The following is a 15,462-nucleotide window of genomic DNA, read 5'->3' as shown; positions in this document are numbered from 1 at the left end:
TCAGCACTGCGTCTCGATCTGGAAGCTGGCCGCCTTGGCCCGGTCCGGGTGGTCCGGGTCGGTGCCCTCGGCGGTTCCGGTGATGGTGTAGGTCGAGTCGCGGAACGTGGCCTGGGCTTTGCCGGCCCCCGCGTTCGCCACGCCGTGGAACCCGTTGAAGTTCTCGATGTCGACGGTCTGCGGGATCGGCTTGTCGGGCTGCAGTTCCAGCAGTGCCCGCACCCGCCCGGGCGCCACCCCGATCTCCACGGTCAACAACGACTGCACCTGGGTGCACGAGATGGCGTGGGAGGTACGGCTGTTGCCGTCCACGGTGATGTGCGCGGTTTTCTGCGGCAGCGATTTGGACTGCCCGTAACAGCCCGAGCCGGCGACCGCCGCCAGCCCAACGATCAGCGTCGCCGCGACGAACCGGTTGCGCATCGGGCCACCTCCTAGCGTGTCTTCGCGATGATGTTCGTGGCGAACCGTTCGATGTGCGGCCGGTACCGCTCGGCGTCCAGGCGCAGCGGATCGTGGTTGCCCGACAGCACATCCTCGGCCCCGGCCCACGGACTGCACATCACCGCGGTGATGCCGACGTCCTCGGCCCGCTTGAACAAGTCAGCGGACGGCGTTTCGCGCAGTGCCAGCATGATCTCGAACGGCTCACGGTTACGGCCGTATTCGCGCCGCAACGCGTGCAGCCGGTGCACATAACTGACCGCCTCATCCCACGGGTAGGCCGCGCCGACCCAGCCGTCGCAGCAACGCGCCGCGCGCCGCAGCGCGGCCTCGGACTCGCCGCCGCACAGGATCGGCACCGGCGCCTCCGGGTGCGGCTCGATCATCAGCTCCGGCACCCGGTAATACTCGCCGTCCCACGACACCCAGCCACCGCGCCACAGCGCGCGCAGCGCGGGGATCATCTCGTTGAGCCGTCGCCCCCGCGTCGCGAAATCCTGGCCCATCAGCTCGTATTCCTCGCGCATCCAGCCGATCCCGACCGCCAGGGTGACCCGGCCCCCCGACAGCACCGACGCGGTGGCCACCTGCTTGGCGACCTCGAGCAGCGGCCGGGCCGGGGCGATGTAGACGGCGTTGGAGAACCGCAGCCGACGGGTCAGTGCGGCCATCGCCCCGATCAGCACCCAGGAGTCCGGCCAGGCCGTCTCCGGGGACCACATCGGTTTTCCGGTGGGCGACGGGTACGGCGAGGCCAGCTCCCGCGGGTAGATCAGGTGATCCGAGCAGGTGATGCCGTCGAAGCCGGCCTCGTCGAGTAGCTGCGCCACCAGCGGCGCCTCCGCGGTCTTCATGAATGCGGTGCCCGACCAGAACTTCATGGACCGACCGGCCCATTGACGAACCAGACGTTTTCTTCCCGCAGATTGCGGCTGCGCCACCCGTCGCCGGTGCGCACCAGCTGGTGGTGGTAGTAGCCGCCGCAGTAGCTGAGCCCGTCGACGCCGGGCAGCTGCATCGGGTTGTAGAACATGGCCCGCACCCGGGCGGTGTCGCCGTCGACGTCGCTCTCGATATTGGTGATGTAGTGCATGCTCATTTCGATCGCGGCGAACCCGGCGCACAACCAGTCGGCGACCTCGTCGCGGGGCCCGGCGATCGCTCCCGCCGAGGTGTAGTCGATGACGGCGTCGTCGGTGAACACCGACCGGTACAGCGCCCAGTCCTTGGTGTCCACCGCGCGGGCGTAGGTGGCCAGCAACGCCGCAATGGCCAGCTGGTCGCCGATCTGCTGGACGTCCACCGACTTACTCGGGCAACCCGATGGTCTTGGATTCCAGGTATTCCAGGAAACCCTCGGCGCCGTTGCGCCGGCCCAGCCCGCTTTGTTTGGTGCCCCCGAACGGGCTGGTGATCCCGAAGTGCGACTTGCCGTTGATGGTGACATTGCCGGTCCGCATCCGCTGCGCGACGCCAAGCGCGCGGTCGACGTCGGCGGACGACACCTCACCGGACAGGCCGTAGATGGAGTTGTTGGCGATCGCGATCGCCTCGTCGTCGCCGTCGTAGCCGGTGACGGTCAGCACCGGGCCGAAGATCTCCTCCTGCGCGATCCGGGCATCCGGATCGACCCCGGACAGCAGCGTCGGCGCCACGTAATACCCGGTGGGCAGCTCCGCGGGGACACCGCCGCCGGTGACGACACTGGCCCCGGCCTCCACCCCGGAGCCGATGAGCCCCAGCACTTTCTGGCGTTGCGTCTCGCTGATCTGCGGGCCCTGCAGCTTGCCCGGATCCCACGGATCGCCGACCGGGAACGCTTCCATGCTGGCCTTGAGGATCTCCACGCCTTCGTCGTAGCGGCTGCGCGGCAACAGGATCCGGCTGGGCAGAATGCAGCTTTGGCCGCTCATCACGCAGGCCATCATCGCCGCCATCGGCAGCGCGGCCCCCAAATCGGCGTCGTCGAGCACGATGTGCGCCGACTTGCCGCCCAACTCCAGCAGCGTCTTTTTCACCGTCGCCGCCCCGGCGGCCAGGATCGCGCGGCCGGTGGCCGTCGACCCGGTGAAGGTGATCATGTCGACGCGCGGGTCGGCGGCCAGCGCGGCCCCCACTTCGTTGGCGTTGGACACCACCACGTTGAACACACCCGGCGGGATGTCGGTCTCCTCGGCCACGATGCGGCCCAGCTCGCTGCCCGACCACGGGGTGAGCTGCGCGGGCTTGAGCACCACGGTGTTGCCGGCCATCAACGCCGGCACGGTCTCGGCGATGTTGAGGTACAGCGGCACATTCCACGGTGTGATCGCCCCGACCACACCCACCGCGTCGTAGTGGATCTTGCGTCGGGCCGGGCCCAGCTGGGTGGGGTGCACCCCGGTGTCGACCAGGTACGCGAAGTCCTTGCCGTGGTTGGCCCAATGCCCGACTTCGGCGATCGGATCCTCGATCTGGCTGCCGGTCACCGCAATCGGGCAGCCCACCTCGGTCACCAGAATCCGGCGCAGCCGCTCCTTGTTCCGGGTCAACGCCTCCTGCAGCTGGGTCAGGCAGTGGTAGCGGAACTCCACGTCGCGCGACCACCCGGTGGTGTCGAACGCCCGCCGTGCGGCGGCGACCGCCCGGTCCATATCGGCCGTGGTGCCGTCGGTGGCCTGCCCGACCGCCTCTTCGCTGGCCGGGTGGATCACGTCGAATGTGGCGCCGCTGGCGGTGTGCTGCAGCTCGCCGTCGATGAGCATCCGCTCCTCGCCGGCTAACACCCCGGTGTCGCTCTGCACTTCGGTCATCGCGGATCCGCTCCTCGGCCATCGGTCACCAGCTGGCCCCCTAGCTTTACAAATTATCGATTCAGTGTCACCCCTTTCGGGTGATCCGGTGCGGCTGCCGCGGTCCGGGGCGGCGGGTCAGGCCGGTTCGAACTTCGAGATCAGCCAGGTGTCGCCGACCTTGGCCAAGTTCACCAACACGCTGCTGGCCGCCACCGACGGGCCGGGCTTGTCTTTGCTCGTGGTGGTCTGATTGACGAAGACCAGAACGGTGGCCGAGTCGGGAGCCAACTCCGCGACGGCGGCGCCGACGACCGCGGCGGTGATCTGCACCGACTTGTCCTTGGCGGCCGGCGCGATGATCTTGCGGGTGTAGTCGTCGTAGGAGGACAGGAAGTCGCCGGTCAGGTGCGACTTGGCGGCGTTGACGTCGGCGTCGACCGTCTCGGGGGAGAAGGACAGGATCGCCACCATGCCGTCGGAGGCGGCCCGCACCGCCGCCTGCGCGACGGCTTCGTCGGTGCGCTGGTCGGTGCGGTACCAGCCGAAATACAGCCACGCGGTCAGGCCGGCCGACGCCAGCAGCAGCGCGACCAGCACGGTCGGAACGACTTTCAGCTCGATCCGCCAGCTCGACAGCGGCCGTCGGCCGCGGGGTTCGGCGGTCACGACACCATCTCGACTTTCGACACCTTGTACTGATCGCCGTCGCGACTGACCGTCATCCGCATCCGCCAGGCGCGCGGCTCTTCTTGGGCGCCCGCGGCATTGGTGACATTGGAGGTCGCCGACACCAGCACCACCGCGGAGTCGTCGCTCATCGACTCCACCGCGACCGCGGTCACCGTGCCCTCGGTGACCACCTTGGACTGCTCGACCACCCCGGTGAAATCGTCGGCCCGCTTGGTGAAGTCGTCCTTGAACTCCCCGGTGGCGTTGTCGAGCACCCGTTGCACGTCGTCCTTGGCGTGGGTGTAGTTGAACGAGGTCAGGTTGATTAGTTCCTGCTTGGCGGCGGCGGCGAACGCGGCCGTCTGCGCACGCTGGTGGGCGGCGGCGTGGTGGTGCCAGCCCAGGTAGGCGCTTGACCCCAGCAAACCGCAGATGACGACGAGTGCGGCGGCGGTCAGCGCCGTCGACGCCCAGGCCGGACGGCGCTTCGGTGCCGGCTCGTCAACCTCGGCCTCGGCGGCGTCGGTGGCGTCTGGGGCCTCCGCTGCCTCCACCGCTTCGGGGTCCTCAGCCACGCGGGCCCACGCTCGTCAACGTCATTATCGACTGCACTCCGGTATCTTTTACGGTATCGCTTGTTGCTAGCATCGCAGACACTCGAACTCCGATGAGGACCGATCAGCAACATGACCGCCGTCGATTCCCCCGAGAACATACTCTTCGCCTCGACCGCGCAGGCGTTTCTGCAGCAAGAGACGCCGCTGAGCAAAGTGCGGGAGCTGCACGCCGCGGGGATCTCCTTCGACCGGGAGTGGTGGCGTCGGGTCGCCGAGCTGGGCTGGACGGGTCTGCTGGTTCCCGAGGAGTTCGGCGGGGGCAGTGTCTCGGGCAACGGGGTCGCGGATCTGGCCATGCTCGCCGAGCGGATCGGCGCCACGGTGGCGCCCGGGCCGCTGTACCCGGTCAGCACCGTGCTGGCCGGGCTGACCGGCTGCGCCGATCCGCGGCCGCACGCCGCCACCATCGGTGCGCTGGTTTCCGGCGAGACGGTGGCGTCCTGGGCGGTCTACGAACCGGGCCGCGGCTGGGCGCCGCTGGAACCGTCGGCCACCGCCACCCGCACCGCCGCCGGCTACCGCATCGACGGGGTCAAGGACCGGGTCGAGGCGGGCGCCGACAGCGAGCTGCTGTTGGTGGTGGCCCGCTGCGACGGCGCGGTGCGGCAATTCCTGGTCCCGACGACCGCGCCGGGCGTGCGGATCGCCGCGCAGCAGTCGATCGACCTGGTCAAGCGGTACGCCCGGGTGCGGTTCGACGGGGTGCGCGTCGAGTCCGCCGCGGCCGTCGGCGACGCCGAGGACACCGCGGCCCTCATCGACCGGCAAAGCCAGCTCGCCCAGGTGCTGCAGTGCGCCGAGGTGGTCGGCATCTTGGATACCGTGTTCGGCTTCACCGTCGCCTGGGCCCGGGATCGGCACACCTTCGGCCGGCCGCTGGCGTCGTATCAGGCGCTCAAACACCGCTTCGCCGACATGAAGATGTGGCTGGAGGCCTGCCGGGCCACCACCGCGGCCGCGGTGGCCGACATTGCCGCGCGCGCACCGCAAGCCGGGCGCTCGGCCAGCATCGCCAAGTCGTATGTGGGGGAGATGGCCCCCGGGATCGTGCAGGACTGCATCCAGCTGCACGGCGGCATCGGCGTCACCTGGGAACACGACCTGCACCTGTATCTGCGCCGAGTCACGTTGTACCGCGCCATGTTCGGCACCCCCGAGGAACACAACCTGCGGGTGTATGCCGGCGCGGAAGCGGGGAGGTCGCTGTGATGACCGAAACGGTGGAGCAGTTCCGGGCCCGGGCCACAGCCTGGCTGGCGGAGAACATGCCGCGCATCGATCCGACCGCGCCGCCGGTCGCCGACCGCGACGACGAACGCTGCTGGCAGCGCGCCCGGGACCTGCAAAAACGGCTCTACGACGGCGGTTTCGCCGGGATCTGCTTCCCCCGCGAATACGGCGGCCTGGGGCTGGACTACCCCTACCAGCGCGCTTTCGACCAGGAGAGCCTCAGCTATGAGATGCCGCTGATCCTCAACACCCCGACGTTCACCATCTGCTGCGCCACCCTGCTCGACACCGGCAGCGAGCAGCAGAAGCAGCGCCACCTCACCGCCGCGTTGCGCGGCGACGAGGTGCTGGTGCAGCTGTTGTCCGAACCCAGCGGCGGATCGGATCTGGCCGGGGTGATCACCCGGGCCGAGCGCCGCGGCGACCGCTGGGTGATCACCGGGGCAAAGACGTGGAGCACCAGCGCCTTCGCCGCGGACTACGGGTTGTGCCTGGCCCGCACCAACTGGGAGGTGCCCAAGCATGAGGGGCTGACCATGTTCCTGGTGCCGATCAACCACCCGGCAATCACGTTGCGGCGCATCACCCAACTCAACGGATCCACCGAGTTCTGCGAGGAGTTCCTCGACGGCGTCGACGTCGGCGACGACGCCGTGGTCGGGGAGGTGGACAACGGTTGGGCGGTCGCGTCGCGGCAGCTGTATCACGAACGCCGCGCGGTGGGGCAGGGTTCGGAGTTCGCCAGCGGCATCGGCAGCGAGGGCGGTCGGTCCACCCCGGTCGACTATGTGGCGCTGGCGGAAAAGACTGGCCAGGCCGACAACGAGCGGGTGCGCGCGCTGGCCGGGCGGGCGCTGGTGCACCGGGCGGTCAGCGATCAGCTGGTCGACCACGTCACCCGCAGCGTGCAAGCGGGCACCCTGCCGCCGGCCGGCGGAACATTGATCCGGCTGTTCCACGCCGAGACGGTGACCACCGACGTCGACACCGCGCTGGCGATCGCCGGAACCGCCGGGGTAGTCGGCGAACCCGGCGACGGCCTGGAGACCGGGCTGCGCTACCTGTCCCGGCAGACGGTGTGTCTGGGCGGCGGGTCCACCGAGATGGCCCGCAACGTCATCGCCGAACGGGTGCTGAACTTCCCCCGCGAATACGCCGCCGACCGCGGCGTGCCGTTCAACCAGGTGCGCCACTAAGCACGCGGGCCGGGCGTTTCGGGCGCGGGCCACCCTGCGCGCGAGCGTGCGTAGTTGTACGGGTTTCGGCGTGTTTCGCCGTACAACTGCGCACGCTCGCGGCTGAAGAAGGGCCGCGCCCCTAGGCCGGGACCGGCTTGGCGATCTTGAACAGCTCCATCATGTTGCCGCCCATGATCTTTTCGATGTCGGCCTGCGGCAGACCGGCCAAGTCGTCGACGAAGGTGATCGGGTCTTTGAGGCCCTCGGGGTGCGGCCAGTCCGAGCCAAACACGATCCGGTCGGAGCCCACCATCTTGGCGATGTCGACGAAGTTGTCCTCCCAGAACGGGCTGATGTACACGCAGCGCTTGAACCCCTCGACCGGGTCCTCCGGAAACGACTGCGGCATCTTCGCGTAGACGCTGTTGAACTGCTTGAACAAATACGGCACCCAGTCGGCGCCGTTCTCGATCGACAGCACCCGCAATTCCGGGTTGCGGAACAGGGCGCCGTGGCACACCAGCGCGCTCATCGCGTCCTCGATCGGACGCTTGCCCATCGCGACCATCCGGAACGCGGTGGGTTTGAACGGCAGGAATTCGTCGCCGGGCTCCCACACGTTGAGGAATTCGGAGTAGCCGCTGTCCGAGGCGTGCATCGACACCGGGATGCCGGCCTTGATGCAGGCCTGCCAGAACGGGTCAAACTCCTCCAGCCCGAACGAGCGGGTGCCGCGGTAGCCGGGCACCGGGGCCGGCCGCACCAGCACCGTTTTGGCGCCGCGTTCCAGACACCATTCGAGTTCTTCTAAGGCGCGGTCGACGATCGGCAAGGTGATCACCGGGGTGGCGAAGATACGGTCTTGGTAGTTGAACGACCAGGTCTCATACATCCACTGGTTCAGCGCGTGGATGACGTCGTGGATCAGCTCGGGATCGTCTTTCATCCGCTCTTCGACCAGGCTGGCCAGGGTCGGGAACATCAGCGCGTAGTCGACGCCGAGTTCGTCCATCACCTCCAGCCGCGGGCCCGGCTCGCGGAACGCGGGGATCGCCTTCATCGGCTCACCCATCACCTCGCGGTAGCTCTTGCCGCCGCTGCCGTGCCGGAAGTAGTCCTCCTGCGCGCCGGGGCGCGCGACCACCTCGAAGGTGGGGTTGGGGATGTAGTCGCTGATGTGCCCGCGCACGACGATCTTGGTGCGGCCCCGCACCTGGACGTAGTCGATGACGTGCTTGCGGTTATCCGGCAAGAACTTGGTCAGCGCCTCCTCGGTTTCGTACATGTGGTTGTCGGCGTCGAACACCGGGAAGGAAAGCTCGCGAGACGGCATGGCAACCTCCTGGACAGCGGCTTACGCAAATGGGCTAACGCATCGCGGTAATGACGTTACCACCGGAGGGTGACGACGGTAATAGGACGAATGCGGATTAGGTATTGCGGGGCGCCGCGCCGTCGGTCGGGTAGTCGACCACGGCGAAGTTGAGGGTGGCGGTGGCCGCCAGTTCGTCGTCGGAGCTGCGGAAGATGTCGACCTGGGCGATCACCGAACGCCGGCCCGCCCGCAAGATCTTGGGCACCGCCCGCGCCGCGCCGTCGCGAATCGGGCGCAGGTAGCGCACCGCCAGATCGGCGGTGGTCAACCCGTGACCCGGCGGGATGAACCGCAGGCCGAACGCCCCGGCGGCCACGTCGGCCAGGGTGGCGATCAGCCCGCCCTGCAGCGCCCCGGAGGTGTTGACCACCAAGGGGCTGACCGGGATTTCGGTGACATAGCTGTCGTCGCCGGCGTGGCCCAGCGCGGTACCCCGCATCCCGATCTGATCGAACACGTCACCGAGCGACGTCGCCGGGGCGGGTGGGTCGGCGTCCGCGGTCAGCGCACCGACACAGAAGTCGTGCAGTTGGCCGGCGTCGATCGGGGTGCCGGTCAATTCGGCGCCGAGCCAATGCAACCGCAGCGCACCCAGCACGGTCTGCATGACGATCGCCGCCGCCGAGCCCACGTTGAGTCCGGGGCGAAATGCCCCCTCGGTGACCCCGCGCTGCACCAGGTCGCAGAACAACTGGTGCAGCGGGGACAGCACCCGGGCGTAGTCCCGCGGTCGGGTCTCGGCCAGGTGCTGGTTGTACAGGCTCAGCGCCCGGTTCAGGCTGTCCTGGGTGCTCGATTCGGGTTGGGCGCTGATCCGGTCGATCACCAGCTTCAGCGCCGACGCGCTGTCCAGGCCGGCGGTCTCGGCCCGCCAGGCGTGCGCCGTCTGCGCCATGGTCTTGTCGAACAGCGCCAGCAGCAGATCATCCTTGCTGGAAAAATGCTGGTAGAAGGCGCGCAGTGAGGTCTTGGAGCGGGCCACCACCTCTTGCACGGTGAAGTCGGTGCGCCCGGTCTCGCCCAGGATCGCAATCGCGGTTTTGATGAACCGGGCATCGCGGGTGACGGGTTCGTCGGTGTCGTTGGTGTCGACCGTGGACATCTCGCCTCCTGCATTCCCGACGCTATGAGAATGAGGTTACCGCAGTAGTCAGGCTGGTAGCGGGTCCTCGTTCACCGTCGGTCGGCTGGGGTCCACCGCAGCTCGGCTTTGGCCTTTGCGTTGGACACCGGCAACCGTGCGGTACCGAATGCTTCGGCCATGTACGGGGCGGCCAGGCGCACGAGCCGGTTCGGCACGGTTATCGGCCGGGGACGGTGCAGCCGGGTGGCGAGGTCGGTGGTGTAGTCGCGGAAGGACCGCGGAGTGTCGTCGACAATGTTGTAGATCTGGCCGCCGCGACCGTGGTCGATCGCGGCGACCGTGGCTCGGGCGAGGTCGTCGATATCGATCCAGGACAGTATTCCGTCGCCACCCGGAACGGGCAGCGCCCACCATTTCACCAACGTCGTGATCATCTCGGCGTGTGGAACGTTTCGTCCGTAGAAAGCCCCGTAACGCAACACGATTCCCTTCGTGGCCGTGGTGTCGCCGGAGGACAGCACCGCCCGTTCCATCCCTCGCATCGCCTCGAGCATGGGCGCCCCGCGGCGCGGTGGCGGGCCCGGATAGGGGTCGGATTCGTCCAGCATGACGTCCCCAGTCGGGGCGTATCCATAGGCGAAAATCACTGACTCGGCCACGATCCGACGGACTCCGGCGCGTTGCGCGGCCGTCACGAGATTCGGCACCCCGCGATCCCACAGCATCCGGGTGGGTTCGAAATCCCGCATCCGCATCGGGCCTCGCTTGGGGAGCGTGATCAACAACGAGACCACCACATCGGGGGAAACCTCAGCGAGAGCGTCGACAGTCTGCGCGGCGTCGAGTACATCGACGACCAGCGGGCGCGCGCCGCTCTCGGCAATCGCAGCCGCCTTAGCGGACGACCGGGTGAGCCCGACGACGTCGTGACCCTGCTCGCACAGGGCGCGGATTACCGGCGGACCCGGCACGCTGGTGGCACCGGCTACCAAAACCTTCATCGATCCTCCTTGTCGTTCAGGCTGATGTGCCGTGGAAGCGTGAGCGCTACCGCCACCCCCAGTGCGATCGTGCCAATGGCCAGCCCGCCGAACTCGGCCAGTCCGATGCTCCGGCCGTCGGCGTGATCGGTGTCGAGGCCATGGCTGAGCGCGTGCAGGGCCCAATGCGCAGTGGCGTAGGCCAACGCTGCGGGCCGCCACGTCGGTAATCGCAGCGCGGCCAACAACAGCAAACCCAAAGGCAGTTCAAACGATCCGGCGTCGAAGATGTAGTGATCGTTGCGAACCCCGAACGCTCCCAGGCTGTCGAAGAATGCGCCCGGCGCCACCATCATGCACAGGCCTACGACCGCCGAGTACCCACCGAATACCACCAACACCGCAGTGACGTACCCGGTGCGGGCTGCTTGAGGAAGGACCGGCATGCAGGCCACGCTAACCGGGCAATGGTGCCTGATTGGGCTCCACTTTGATGGCACTTTCGGGTACCACCGGCGCCGGCTCACCAGTGGGTCACGATTAAGCTCCGCTGATATGACGTCTTTGGGTGCCACCTGCGGGCCAGAGGTGCTGGTGGAACTGGACCGCGATCGCCCTGAGCCGTTGCACCGTCAACTGACCGGCAGCCTTCGGGACGCGATCCGCACCGGTCGGTTATGGCCCGAAACGCGAATGCCGTCGAGCCGGGTGCTGGCGGCAGACCTGGGTGTTTCGCGTCGGCTCGTCGTTGAGGCCTTCGCGCAACTGGTGGCCGAGGGCTTTCTGGTGAGCCGACACGGTGCGGGCACCTACGTCGCCAGGATCGACACCAGGGCCGACACCGTCCCCGCGGACGAGCCACCCGTTGCGCAGTACGACGTGGATTTCAGCCCCGGGCTCCCGGATCTGCGGAGCTTTCCACGCGGCACCTGGATACATGCGCTACGGCGTGGCTTGGCCGACCTGCCCTCCGAATCGTTGGGGTACGTGTCCCCGCAGGGACTGCCGGGCACCCGCCGGGCCGTGGCGGACTATCTGCGACGCACCCGTGGCATCGTTGCCGGCCCCGATCGGGTCGTGCTGTGCTCTGGGGTGACCCAGGGCCTGAGCCTGGTCGCTCGGATGCTGCGTCAGCACGCGAAACCCGCTATCGCCGTGGAGGATCCCGGTTTCTGGCTGCACCGCGGGGTGATCCGGGGCGACGGAATTGAGGGGGTACCCATCCCGGTCGACGCGCACGGGTTGGATGTCGCGGTACTCCGCGCGAGCACGGCGACCGCCGTGCTCACCACACCGGCACACCAGTCGCCTACCGGAGTTGTCATGAGTGCCGCCAGGCGTGCCGACCTGCTGGAGTGGGCACACGCCGGCAACCTGGTGATCGAAGACGATTACGACGCTGAATTTCGCTACGACCGCCGCCCCATTGGCGCCCTACAGGGACTTGCGCCCGAACACGTCATCTACCTGGGCTCGGTGAGCAAAACGCTGGCCCCCGGCTTGCGCATTGGCTGGATTGCGCTGCCTGCCAACCGGGTAGGCGTCGCCGCCGCGAAGGGGCTCGCGGATGGCGGAATCTCGGTGACGGATCAGATCGCGCTCGCCGAGCTGTTGAATTCCGGCGAATACGACCGACATCTGCGCCAGATGCGTCGACGGTATCTGTCGCGTCGAAACGCGTTGTTGGCTGCCTTGGAACAGTTCCTGCCCAGCGCCGTCGTGGTCGGCGCTGCCGCGGGCGTGCAACTCATGGCACGATTCCCAGCCGACTGCGACATCGACGCCCTGGTGCAGGCGGCCGCCGCACTCGGCATTCGTGTCGAATCGACGCGGCGGTGGTACGCGGACCCCGATGCTGCCCCGCCCGGCTTGGTGATGGGCTACGCGAACCTCACTGAGTCCCAGATCACGACGGGCATACAGCTGCTGGCACGCGCCGCGCGTCAGACGGCAGCTGCTGCTTGACGGACGGCGGCGCCGCCGGATTCGGGATAAATCTATTCGGGCCTGCGCAATCAACCGCACCGCACCGACGTCTCTGTCATACTCCGGCCATGGACCTCAAAGACCGCGTCTTTCGGAATCCGCTCGAATGGAACTTCGGCGAGAAGCTGGGTCTCAAACACGTTCAAAAGTACGTTTACCCGTTTGTGACTCGCCGGTTTGCCGACGACGACGTCGTATTCATCAATTACGGCTACGAAGAAGATCCCGTGATGGTGTTGCCGCTGGACGCCGCCGATGAACCCAACCGGTACTGCATCCAGCTCTACCACCGCACCGCGACCCAGGCGGCGGATCTGAAGGGCAAGCGGGTGCTGGAAGTCGGGTGCGGGCACGGCGGCGGGGCCTCCTATCTGATGCGCGTGCTGCAGCCGGCGTCCTACACCGGACTGGACCTGAACTCGGCCGGTATCGCCTTTTGTCAAAAGCGGCACAACGTGCCCGGCCTGACGTTCGTGCAGGGCGACGCCGAGAAGCTGCCCTTTCCCGACGAATCCTTCGACGCGGTGATCAATATCGAATCGTCGGTCCACTATCCGCATTTCCCGGTCTTTCTCACCGAGGTCGCGCGCGTGCTGAGTCCGGGCGGGCATTTCTTGTACGCCGACTCGCGATTGACCGACGCTTTTGCCGCCTGGGACGAGGCGCTGGCCAACGCGCCGCTGCGGATGCTGTCGCAGCGCGACATCAGCGCGGACGTGGCGCGCGGGCTGGAGAAAACGTCGCAGCACACCCAAGAGGTGATCAACCGCCATGTGCCGGGGTTGGTGCGCGGGTTGACCCGCGCGCAGGGCTCGTGGGTATTGCGGACCCTGCAAACCGGCCGGATGTCGTACCGGATGTACTGCTTCGTCAAGGACTGAGGCACGCCTCAGTAGTTGTTGCAGGTGTTGAAGACGTCCTGGATGATCGTCAAGTTCTGCTCGGCGCCGGGTTGGCTGGCAAGCTGGTCGGCTAGCTGCTGGCGCTGGTCGGGCGAGGCCGCGAGGAACTGACGCAAAAAGTTCTGCTGCATCGGCGACGAGTTGAATTGTGCGGCGGCGGCCGGATTTTGCGCGTTGAGCGCCGACACCACCTGCGGATACGTACAGGTGGTATTGACGATGGGACCCAGATCGGGATCCGCGCACGCGATTCCCGCCCCGGCGGTCAACGACAACGCCGCACCACCCACCGCGACGGCCAGCCTGGTCAACGACGGTTTGACCATTTCTGGACTCCTTCCAACGGAATGCACCGACTCTAATCGCCCTGCTCACAGCGTGTGGGCGGTTCGCCACCATCCGATCAACCGCGGTCGTGGAGAGTGACCTGGTAGCCGTCGGGGTCGGCGAAGGTGAATGTCCGACCGAACGGGCCGTCGATCGGTGCGGAGACGATGGTGTGACCGTCGGCGGCGAGAGCATCGTGGATGGCCTGGACGTCGGTGGTGTGGAGCCAGATCGCGGCGCCGATGCCGGGCTGGGCCACGGATGCGAGATCGGTGCCGGGGATGACGTCGCGGAGTGCGAACGCGATCGGCTTCGTCTCGAAGACGACGGCGTGCGGAGGTCCGGCCTTCGAGCGGACGAGGCCGAGGTAGTGCTTGTAGAACGCTTGTGACGCGTCGAGGTCGCGCGCTTGCAGCGAGATGAAGTCGGGGCCGGTGACGGGCATGATGATGCTCCTTCATGTTGTGTCAGTTTTCTGACATAGATCAATGTATGTCAGAATACTGACATGGGTCAAGACGGTGTCGACCTCGAGACGTCACTGGGCTACCTGCTGAAAGAGGCGTCGAGCGTCCTGCGGGCAGCCATGGAGCGGGTGCTGCGGCCACTCGGGATGAGCGTGACGCACTACGCCTGCCTCGAGCTGCTGGCTCAACGACCGGGCTTGTCGAACTCCGAACTCGCGCGCGGCGCGTTCGTAACACGGCAGTCGATGAACGTGCTGCTCCAGGCCCTCGAACGCGACGGCTACGTGACCAGACCCGCGGAGGCGCCCGTCGGGAAGATTCTTCCCACGCGGCTCACGCCCCGCGGCCGACGCAGCCTTACCGAGGCGAGCGCCGCCGTCCGATCCGTCGAGGTCCGCATGCTGGCCGGCCTGACCGAGGCCGAGCAGTCAGCCGCGTTGCGGATCCTGCAGAGCATGATCCATTCCCTGCGCGACGGCAACGACGGCGCCCAGACTCAAGCCCGGGCGTGAGTTCTCGCGAGCCGAGCGGATTCCACGACTATTCGACACCGACCTGTCAGGCTTCGCACAGCCTTGTTTCCTACTATCCGGGAATGCCCATCAACCGACGAAAAATACTGGGAGGTGCGGGCGTTGCCGGAGTGGCGGCACTGAGCGGAGCGGGCGTCGACCGGGCGTTGTCCGGCGGCCCGTCCGGCTATCCGACCGATAAAGAGGAGGGGCCAGTGACCGACGACGCCGCACGTTTCGGGGATCCCCGGATACCCGCCGAGCTGATCACCACGCAATCGCATCTCTTTCATCTTGGCGCCTTGCCCGCTACCACCTTCGACGGTGGCTCGCTGCGCCAGGCTCACGAAGATAACTTCCCAATTCTCAAGGGCCAGCAGGCCAGCGTGGTGTTTGTCACGTTGCAGCCGGGCGGTATCCGGGAGCCGCACTGGCATCCGAGCGCGTGGGAGATCAACGTCATCACCGGTGGCGTCGCTACCTGGACCCTGCTCGATCCCGTTGGAAACACAGAAACGTTCGACGCTCATCCCGGTGACGTGGTGTTCGCGCCGCAAGGCTCGCTGCACTACTTCGAGAACAAGGGCCCCGAAGACCTCAACCTGGTCATCGTCTTCAACGCGAGCACCCAGGAAGGCAAGGACGACATCGGGATCGGCGCATCCATCAGCAAACTGCCGCCGCGCGTGCTGTCCGCGGTGTTCGGTGTTCCGGCCGAAACGTTCACGTCGTTCAAGCAGATCGACAAGTCAGTCACGATACTGCGGTCGCAGTAGGACAGCACCGGCTCACGCCCGCGGGCGGCCGCTGAGATTGCGGCCAGGGTCGTGGATTTGGCGCTTGGGCTCAAGCGGTCGCTGCAACACCTGATTGGTTTAGGGGTGTTGTTCGATGGCGTTTCGGAAGCAGGGCAGCAA

General features: G+C 67.2%; 18 protein-coding genes. 6 read left to right on the top strand and 12 right to left on the bottom strand.

Annotated elements, in window-relative coordinates; translation table 11 throughout:
* The 6 genes from ACAG26_RS25630 to ACAG26_RS25605 form a co-directional block, all read right to left on the bottom strand.
* Positions 1-423: a lipoprotein LpqH gene (locus tag ACAG26_RS25630; protein WP_370485895.1), complete on the bottom strand. Its 423-nt coding sequence runs from the start codon at positions 421-423 to the stop codon at positions 1-3.
* An 11-nt stretch (positions 424-434) separates the two neighbouring features.
* Positions 435-1,325 carry a TIGR03619 family F420-dependent LLM class oxidoreductase gene (locus ACAG26_RS25625; protein WP_370485894.1) on the bottom strand — a complete coding sequence of 297 codons (891 nt, stop codon included), beginning with the start codon at positions 1,323-1,325 and terminating at the stop codon, positions 435-437.
* On the bottom strand, positions 1,322-1,747 hold the full coding sequence (locus tag ACAG26_RS25620; RefSeq protein WP_370485893.1) for a nuclear transport factor 2 family protein: 426 nt from the start codon (positions 1,745-1,747) through the stop codon (positions 1,322-1,324). Before ACAG26_RS25620 ends, ACAG26_RS25625 begins: the two co-directional genes overlap by 4 nt.
* A 4-nt stretch (positions 1,748-1,751) precedes the next feature.
* The gene (locus ACAG26_RS25615; RefSeq protein WP_370485892.1) at positions 1,752-3,236 is read right to left on the bottom strand and encodes an aldehyde dehydrogenase family protein; all 1,485 of its coding nucleotides are present in this window, start codon (positions 3,234-3,236) and stop codon (positions 1,752-1,754) included.
* A gap of 117 nt (positions 3,237-3,353) precedes the next feature.
* The gene (locus ACAG26_RS25610) at positions 3,354-3,884 is read right to left on the bottom strand and encodes a hypothetical protein (protein ID WP_370485891.1); all 531 of its coding nucleotides are present in this window, start codon (positions 3,882-3,884) and stop codon (positions 3,354-3,356) included.
* Positions 3,881-4,462 (bottom strand): hypothetical protein, encoded by a 582-nt coding sequence (locus ACAG26_RS25605; RefSeq protein ID WP_370485890.1) that lies wholly within the window; start codon positions 4,460-4,462, stop codon positions 3,881-3,883. Before ACAG26_RS25605 ends, ACAG26_RS25610 begins: the two co-directional genes overlap by 4 nt.
* 111 nt (positions 4,463-4,573) lie before the next feature.
* On the opposite strand from ACAG26_RS25605, the gene ACAG26_RS25600 reads away from it, so the two are divergent.
* A complete protein-coding gene (locus ACAG26_RS25600; RefSeq protein WP_370485889.1) occupies positions 4,574-5,713 on the top strand; it encodes an acyl-CoA dehydrogenase family protein in 1,140 nt (379 codons plus the stop codon).
* Positions 5,710-6,930, top strand: coding sequence for an acyl-CoA dehydrogenase family protein (locus ACAG26_RS25595; protein ID WP_370485888.1), 1,221 nt, complete (start codon positions 5,710-5,712; stop codon positions 6,928-6,930). The genes ACAG26_RS25600 and ACAG26_RS25595 overlap by 4 nt, the downstream gene beginning before the upstream one ends.
* A gap of 121 nt (positions 6,931-7,051) precedes the next feature.
* Here ACAG26_RS25595 and ACAG26_RS25590 read toward each other — a convergent pair whose 3' ends face one another.
* The 4 genes from ACAG26_RS25590 to ACAG26_RS25575 all read right to left on the bottom strand — a co-directional run bounded on the left by ACAG26_RS25590 (position 7,052) and on the right by ACAG26_RS25575 (position 10,797).
* Positions 7,052-8,245 (bottom strand): amidohydrolase family protein, encoded by a 1,194-nt coding sequence (locus tag ACAG26_RS25590; RefSeq protein WP_370485887.1) that lies wholly within the window; start codon positions 8,243-8,245, stop codon positions 7,052-7,054.
* 97 nt (positions 8,246-8,342) lie between these two features.
* Positions 8,343-9,389, bottom strand: coding sequence for a hotdog fold thioesterase (locus ACAG26_RS25585; protein ID WP_370485886.1), 1,047 nt, complete (start codon positions 9,387-9,389; stop codon positions 8,343-8,345).
* Positions 9,390-9,460: 71 nt separating this feature from the next.
* The gene (locus ACAG26_RS25580) at positions 9,461-10,372 is read right to left on the bottom strand and encodes an NAD-dependent epimerase/dehydratase family protein (RefSeq protein WP_370485885.1); all 912 of its coding nucleotides are present in this window, start codon (positions 10,370-10,372) and stop codon (positions 9,461-9,463) included.
* Positions 10,369-10,797 (bottom strand): hypothetical protein, encoded by a 429-nt coding sequence (locus ACAG26_RS25575; protein WP_370485934.1) that lies wholly within the window; start codon positions 10,795-10,797, stop codon positions 10,369-10,371. Before ACAG26_RS25575 ends, ACAG26_RS25580 begins: the two co-directional genes overlap by 4 nt.
* Before the next feature lie 109 nt (positions 10,798-10,906).
* On the opposite strand from ACAG26_RS25575, the gene ACAG26_RS25570 reads away from it, so the two are divergent.
* Together ACAG26_RS25570 and mtf2 are read left to right on the top strand one after the other, a co-directional pair.
* Positions 10,907-12,316, top strand: a complete 1,410-nt coding sequence (locus tag ACAG26_RS25570; RefSeq protein ID WP_370485884.1) for a PLP-dependent aminotransferase family protein — start codon at positions 10,907-10,909, stop codon at positions 12,314-12,316.
* An 89-nt stretch (positions 12,317-12,405) separates the two neighbouring features.
* A complete protein-coding gene (gene mtf2, locus ACAG26_RS25565) occupies positions 12,406-13,218 on the top strand; it encodes a fatty-acid O-methyltransferase Mtf2 (protein WP_370485883.1) in 813 nt (270 codons plus the stop codon).
* A gap of 8 nt (positions 13,219-13,226) precedes the next feature.
* On the opposite strand, the gene ACAG26_RS25560 is transcribed toward mtf2, so the two are convergent.
* Both ACAG26_RS25560 and ACAG26_RS25555 read right to left on the bottom strand, forming a co-directional pair.
* The gene (locus ACAG26_RS25560) at positions 13,227-13,565 is read right to left on the bottom strand and encodes a hemophore-related protein (RefSeq protein ID WP_370485882.1); all 339 of its coding nucleotides are present in this window, start codon (positions 13,563-13,565) and stop codon (positions 13,227-13,229) included.
* 77 nt (positions 13,566-13,642) lie between these two features.
* The gene (locus ACAG26_RS25555) at positions 13,643-14,011 is read right to left on the bottom strand and encodes a VOC family protein (RefSeq protein WP_370485881.1); all 369 of its coding nucleotides are present in this window, start codon (positions 14,009-14,011) and stop codon (positions 13,643-13,645) included.
* Positions 14,012-14,074: 63 nt separating this feature from the next.
* On the opposite strand from ACAG26_RS25555, the gene ACAG26_RS25550 reads away from it, so the two are divergent.
* A complete protein-coding gene (locus tag ACAG26_RS25550) occupies positions 14,075-14,545 on the top strand; it encodes a MarR family winged helix-turn-helix transcriptional regulator (protein ID WP_370485880.1) in 471 nt (156 codons plus the stop codon).
* 83 nt (positions 14,546-14,628) lie between these two features.
* Positions 14,629-15,321, top strand: a complete 693-nt coding sequence (locus ACAG26_RS25545) for a cupin domain-containing protein (protein WP_370485879.1) — start codon at positions 14,629-14,631, stop codon at positions 15,319-15,321.
* Positions 15,322-15,462 lie beyond the last annotated feature (141 nt).

The organism is Mycobacterium sp. pUA109 (assembly GCF_041287095.1).
Lineage (GTDB): Bacteria > Actinomycetota > Actinomycetes > Mycobacteriales > Mycobacteriaceae > Mycobacterium.
The sequence above is the reverse complement of the archived record's forward strand: the minus strand, read 5'-3'. Positions and strand labels throughout refer to the sequence as shown.

What these genes read in the sequence shown, in the direction of transcription:
- ACAG26_RS25630 (WP_370485895.1), bottom strand. Translation starts at nt 423, where the DNA reads ATGCGCAACCGGTTCGTCGCGGCGACGCTGATCGTTGGGCTGGCGGCG.
- ACAG26_RS25625 (WP_370485894.1), bottom strand. Translation starts at nt 1,325, where the DNA reads ATGAAGTTCTGGTCGGGCACCGCATTCATGAAGACCGCGGAGGCGCCG.
- ACAG26_RS25615 (WP_370485892.1), bottom strand. Translation starts at nt 3,236, where the DNA reads ATGACCGAAGTGCAGAGCGACACCGGGGTGTTAGCCGGCGAGGAGCGG.
- ACAG26_RS25600 (WP_370485889.1), top strand. Translation starts at nt 4,574, where the DNA reads ATGACCGCCGTCGATTCCCCCGAGAACATACTCTTCGCCTCGACCGCG.
- ACAG26_RS25590 (WP_370485887.1), bottom strand. Translation starts at nt 8,245, where the DNA reads ATGCCGTCTCGCGAGCTTTCCTTCCCGGTGTTCGACGCCGACAACCAC.
- ACAG26_RS25585 (WP_370485886.1), bottom strand. Translation starts at nt 9,389, where the DNA reads ATGTCCACGGTCGACACCAACGACACCGACGAACCCGTCACCCGCGAT.
- ACAG26_RS25580 (WP_370485885.1), bottom strand. Translation starts at nt 10,372, where the DNA reads ATGAAGGTTTTGGTAGCCGGTGCCACCAGCGTGCCGGGTCCGCCGGTA.
- ACAG26_RS25575 (WP_370485934.1), bottom strand. Translation starts at nt 10,797, where the DNA reads ATGCCGGTCCTTCCTCAAGCAGCCCGCACCGGGTACGTCACTGCGGTG.
- ACAG26_RS25570 (WP_370485884.1), top strand. Translation starts at nt 10,907, where the DNA reads ATGACGTCTTTGGGTGCCACCTGCGGGCCAGAGGTGCTGGTGGAACTG.
- mtf2 (WP_370485883.1), top strand. Translation starts at nt 12,406, where the DNA reads ATGGACCTCAAAGACCGCGTCTTTCGGAATCCGCTCGAATGGAACTTC.
- ACAG26_RS25560 (WP_370485882.1), bottom strand. Translation starts at nt 13,565, where the DNA reads ATGGTCAAACCGTCGTTGACCAGGCTGGCCGTCGCGGTGGGTGGTGCG.
- ACAG26_RS25555 (WP_370485881.1), bottom strand. Translation starts at nt 14,011, where the DNA reads ATGCCCGTCACCGGCCCCGACTTCATCTCGCTGCAAGCGCGCGACCTC.
- ACAG26_RS25550 (WP_370485880.1), top strand. Translation starts at nt 14,075, where the DNA reads ATGGGTCAAGACGGTGTCGACCTCGAGACGTCACTGGGCTACCTGCTG.
- ACAG26_RS25545 (WP_370485879.1), top strand. Translation starts at nt 14,629, where the DNA reads ATGCCCATCAACCGACGAAAAATACTGGGAGGTGCGGGCGTTGCCGGA.